The sequence below is a fragment of the uncultured Cyclobacterium sp. genome (assembly GCF_963976465.1).
GTDB lineage: Bacteria > Bacteroidota > Bacteroidia > Cytophagales > Cyclobacteriaceae > Cyclobacterium.
On the sequence record NZ_CAXBOC010000494.1, the window covers coordinates 1 to 4006 of the forward strand.

The 4006-nt window shown below is 38.8% G+C and carries 4 protein-coding genes; all 4 read right to left on the reverse strand.

The annotated features are described in order from the left end of the window. On the reverse strand, positions 1-660 hold a 660-nt coding region (locus AAC037_RS20945), incomplete at its 3' end, for a MotA/TolQ/ExbB proton channel family protein (protein ID WP_339905361.1). A 1-nt stretch (position 661) separates the two neighbouring features. Further along, positions 662-1324, reverse strand: coding sequence for a hypothetical protein (locus AAC037_RS20950; RefSeq protein WP_339905363.1), 663 nt, complete (start codon positions 1322-1324; stop codon positions 662-664). Positions 1325-1462: 138 nt separating this feature from the next. Next, on the reverse strand, positions 1463-3136 hold the full coding sequence (locus tag AAC037_RS20955; RefSeq protein WP_339905364.1) for a TonB-dependent receptor: 1674 nt from the start codon (positions 3134-3136) through the stop codon (positions 1463-1465). Then, positions 3136-4006: tetratricopeptide repeat protein (locus AAC037_RS20960; RefSeq protein ID WP_339905366.1), on the reverse strand; the 871-nt coding region annotated here is incomplete at its 5' end. The genes AAC037_RS20955 and AAC037_RS20960, both read right to left, overlap by 1 nt.

Consider the following 4006-nt stretch of genomic DNA (forward strand, 5'->3'; position numbering starts at 1 on the left):
GTACTCCATATTGTGGATCAATTTGGAAACCCTGGTTACCAAATAATTGTAGCCCAGATAAGCCACAATCCCTACCACCAATCCTGTGGCAGTGGTAATCATTGCTTCATATATACCGGTAGAAAGCAATTTTGGAGAAACCATTCCCTCCTCTTGGGCTACTCCTATAAAAGCACGAATCATGCCAGCAACAGTTCCTAGGAAACCGATCATAGGCGCAGCACCGGAGACAGTAGCCAAAAGGCCAAGGTTTTTCTCTAGCTTATAGATTTCTATTTTACCTACATTTTCTATGGCTACTTCAATGTTTTTAAGAGGGCTCCCAATTCTTTCCAAACCTTTGGATATCATATGGGCAACGGGAGTTTCTTCTCCTTGGCAGACCATTTTGGCTTGCTCAATATTTCCACTTTGGACCATCATTTTTACCTGATCGATCATCCCCTTAGGTGTCTTAGATGCCTTTTTAAGGGTGATTATTCGTTCAATGAAAATAAAGATAGCCAAGATAAAAAGTAAATAAAGGGGTACCATCATATAGCCTCCCTTTATCATCAGATCCAAAAGACCAATATCATTGGAGCCTGCACCTTCCATAAGGGCTAGGGAATCTACAGCCTGAAGGCCATCACTTGTTGACAAAGTTTGTAGTAAAGTCATATTAATATTTCAAAACCCATAAGTTTTCTTCATAATTATCCTGAAAGCTTTCTCTGGCTTCCAAGGCAAGATCCACATTCTCATATTCCCCTATTCCTAAACGGAAATAGTGAATCTTCCCATAGGGATGTATCAAAAACGTATTCTCTCCAGCTTTATTGAGTCTATTCGAATAATCTCTTGCAAGGTCATCATCTATAAAACTACCTACCACCAAGAAATACCTGGGTGCATCTGCCCTTGAATTGATCTCAATTAATTGTGGAGAAGTTTCCTCTGGGAGCTCAGATTCTTCAATTACCGGTTCAGGCGTTTGTTCTTCGACTACAGGAGCAGGTTTTTCGACTTGGTTAGGCGTAGTTGTAGCTGTTTTATCCGCGCTTTGCTGGTCAAAATTATTGAAAGCACCGAAATAATAAAGTCCAAAACCAAGGCCTAGGATCAGCAATAAAATTATTAAAAAGATACCAAGTGTATTGTCTTTCTTTTTTTCTTCAGCAGGTGGGTTATTTTTTGATCCCGAAGCTGCATTTTTGCTTCCCTCGCTTGATTTTGTTCCAGCAGCTTTGGCTCCTTTCAATGGGGTAACATTGACCGGTGGTAAGCCAAAGTCCTCATCATTATCGGATTGGCTGTTTGGATCCTTGGAATTTTTGTCAGACATCTTAAAAATTGTTATTTTAATCCACTAAGCTAAAGCAAAACCAGCAAATCGCCAATATTGATACGAATAAATCCCCCATCCTCAAATTATATTTTTGGGGACTTACCACTCTTTTTTTAATTGGATGGTTAGTAATTATCAAAATTTAAAACTCAGTCCACCTATCAATTGAATCCCCCGAACAGGATAATTGCTAAAGCGTTGGTACTTTTGATTTAGCAGATTGTTGCCATAGGCAAAAGCAGAAAACCTTTTAGTAATTGCATAATCAGCACCTATTTGAAGGTCCACCAATGTACCAAGTATTCTCTGGTTGTCAGATACCAAATTTATCGCATTAATCCCTCCCATGGCATTGACATTGGCATGTACCAGCCATTTATCGTCTGGGGTAAAGGTATTGTTTAATTTCACCTCCCACTCCGGTCTTTGCCAGGCAAAGCTAATTTCATCCAATGTATAATGGTAATAATGCGCTGAAGCATCCAATTGATACCAATCATCAAAATTAAAATCTAAGGAAGCATGATATTCCAATACCTTGGAGTTATTGTCATAAATTAACTGAAAACGAGTACTGTCCATTTCATTGTTTCCATAAAAATGCATATTGGTGAAATCACCATACTTAAATCCAATTTTATAATTTACCTGATCATTGGCTTTGCCGGTGATTCCTGCATCTATTTGGAAATTTTGAATGGTATTTTTCAGGTTTTCTGAAGGTCCTAAAAAGGGATTTTCCTGGATAAAGTCATAATAGGTATTTCTAATGACATCCCCTTCGTAAGCTCCATAAATTCCAAGTTCAGGAACCACAAAGTAGGACATTTTCAAAATAGGGAAAATATGAAAATCTCCTGTTTTATTGGGAACAATATCATTCTCCTGGACCACATTCGCCCCTACTTTGATCTTAAAGGACTCTTTGGCATATTGTACATAAGGTTGTAACTTAAAATAGTTCCGCTTGATATCTTCATAATAAATATCCTGAGGTGAGGTAAAGGCCAAAAGGCTATTGATGCCGCCTTTAAGAAAGTCATTGGCCCTAAAACCTGCATTGGCTCGAATCAATACCTCAGTTTCCTTGGCCTCATATCGATCATTGAAAAGCCTTAAAGCAAGGTTGGCCTCATAATCAAAGGGCTCAGTTTTATCCACACGTCTTAATCCTGCCATGACTTTAAAAGTACCAAAAACCTGACGAATGGAGTCTTGCATTATAGCGGTTTCCGGATCCGGAGTATATCCATAGAAGTGATGCATATCCCTTTCGTATCCCAGCCTTCCAAATATCTCAAAATCATCCCTGTAAAAACTACCATTGAGCAATAAATCAGTATGGTCTTCTGCAGAATTTATCCCATCTACAGGCCCTGTATAAAAGCCCTGGTGTTTAAAATGTGCCCCATAGGTATAATCCTCATTGTCCAAACTATGGTAGTCTGCCTGGATAAGTGGAGAAGAATAATTGCCGTAACCAAACTTAACCAAGGCCTGCGTTTGGTCGCTCTCCGGTCTTGGAAAAGATTTTTGATAGGGCTGAAAATTCAAATCAACCGGAGCCAGTGTAGCTCCAAAATTTTTAACCTGATACGTATAATTAATTGAAGTAGTTACCTGAGGTAAGGCCGGCCTCTTTTCGAAGACCCTGGGCTGTGTAGGTAAACTTAAAACCCTGTCTTTACGGATAATAAACTCAGTATCCCTAATTTCTCCTCTTTGTGGGCCTGCTGTTTCTTGAGAAAACCCTTGGAAGACACCAGAAATTACCAACAGCCCCGTTATAAAATGCTTTAAATTTCTCATTAATCGGCTAAGTTGATGGTTTTCAATAAAGTTTCTGCTTCCTCTTTGACCGACTCATCAGAGGCATTTTCAATGATGGATTCTAAAGTTGCTTTGGCCTGAAATTTTTCCTCCATGGCTATATAATTCTGGGCAAGGACAATAAACTGCTTGCCATACCAATAAGCGTACTGAGTAAAAGGCTGCGAATTATCAAAAATCAATTCATTGGACGCTTCATATTCACCCTTTTGATTTAAGCGCAGAGCCATTTTATACAAGGCTTCAGCCCCCTGGACGGTCTTATGGGTTTCCATTAAATGCCGGTAAACTTCCATTGCTTGAATTTCGGCCTTGGTATTTTCTAGTGACTTGGCCTTTATCAAAAGTGCATTGGGCGCTGAGTCTATGGTGATACTGCCAAGTTCAAGTATTTTATCTGCATTGATAATGGCTTCATTGTATTTTTGTGTTTCAAAATAAGCCTGCATCAAACCGTAGGTAGCTTCATATTCCTCCGCTTTGCTCCTAGCATTTTTTGCAATGAACTGGTAATAAGGTATTGATTTTGCAAAATTGCCATTTTCAAACTCAATCTGTCCTATCTTTTGATAAACACGGCTTTTGAGGTTGTTGTCACTGGTATTCTCTATTTCATAGAAAATAGCCAATGCCTTTGTTTTATCTCCCAACCTAAAATTGGCGTCTCCTAAATAATATTTTGCCTCCGGAATTTGAGCTGAATTTGGATAATTTCTAATGAAGTTTTCCAATGCAGTGATGGCATCTCGGTAAGACTGATTGAAAACCAGACTTTTTGCAGCTGAAAATTCAACATTTTGAAGGTTATTATTGCTAGGATTCGATTTTCTATATCCGGACAGGTAAGTA